This window comes from Rhizobacter sp. P1_G5 (assembly GCF_056405435.1).
The window spans coordinates 1-1,131 of the sequence record NZ_JBFUCB010001038.1 but is presented as its reverse complement, the minus strand read 5'-3'; the positions used below and the strand labels follow the sequence as shown (position 1 = coordinate 1,131).

At 70.4% G+C, this 1,131-nt stretch carries 2 protein-coding genes; both read right to left on the bottom strand.

All coding sequences use genetic code 11. The annotated features are described in order from the left end of the window. Positions 1–497: LysE family transporter (locus tag AC1D12_RS33815; protein ID WP_477845447.1), on the bottom strand; the 497-nt coding region annotated here is incomplete at its 3' end. Between the two features lie 43 nt (positions 498–540). Continuing rightward, on the bottom strand, positions 541–1,131 hold a 591-nt coding region (locus AC1D12_RS33810; protein WP_477845446.1), incomplete at its 5' end, for an EAL domain-containing protein.

Below are 1,131 nucleotides of genomic sequence, written 5' to 3'. Positions count from 1 at the left end.
AGCCACCACAGCGCCGAGCCGACGAACACGCCGGCCACCATCACCAGCGGCGAGCCGCCGGCCACCTGCGCGCTCATCGCGCCGAAGATCGCGATGAAGGACACGATGGTCATCGGGTTCGACAGCGTCAGCGCGAAGGTCGTCGCGAAGCAGGTCCACAGCGCAGGCACCGGGGCCGGCGCGGCGCCCGCCTCGGTGCCGGCCGCTTGATGCCAACCCGACCACGCGAGCCGCAGCAGCACCAGCCCGCCGAACACCGCGAGCCAGGTCTTCGCGCCAACCAGCCAGGCGATCAGCGCGGTGGCACCGAACGCACCGACCGCGCCGTAGACGGTGTCGGCCGCCGCCGCGCCCATGCCGGTGGCCAGTCCCGCACGCCAGCCGGCGTCGAGCGTGCGCTGGATCGTCAGCAGCCCGATCGGGCCGACGGGGGCGGCGATCGACAGGCCGATCAGTGCGGATTGGAAGAAGAGAAGCCAGGAGATCGATGTCTGCATGCCAGCATTGTGGCAAGGCGCCAGCGGGCCGGACGAGGGGTCGTCATATCACCGGATCCAGCGTGCTGACCCTGGGTTCGTCTCGGGGCGAGCGCCACAGCGCCGCATCCTCGTGCCGCAGCTGGTACGACGCCACCGGTCGCCCGAGCAGGAAGCCCTGGATCTCGTCGCAGCCATGCGAGCGCAGCCGCGCGAGCTGCGAGGCCGTCTCGGCGCCCTCGGCATTCACGCGCATGCCCAGCGCGTGCGCGAGCGAGACGATCGAGCCGACGATCAGGTCGACTTTCGGGTCGCGCTCCATGTTCTGCGTGAACGCGCGGTCGATCTTGACCTTGTGGAACGGGAAGCGCCACAGGTAGGCCAGGCTCGAGTAGCCGGTGCCGAAATCGTCCATCACGATCCGCGTGCCCAGCGCCTGCAGCGTCTGCAGGGTCTGCAGCACCTGCTCGGTGTTGCGCATCAGCAGCGATTCGGTGATCTCCAGCTGCAGGCGCTGCGGCGCGAGGCCCGAGCGCGTCAGGCACTCCGACACCACGCCGACCAGGTCGCCCTGGAACTGCGCCGCCGACAGGTTCACCGACACCTCCAGGTGCTGCGGCCAGCGCACCGCCTCCTCGCAGGCGCGCAGCAGCAC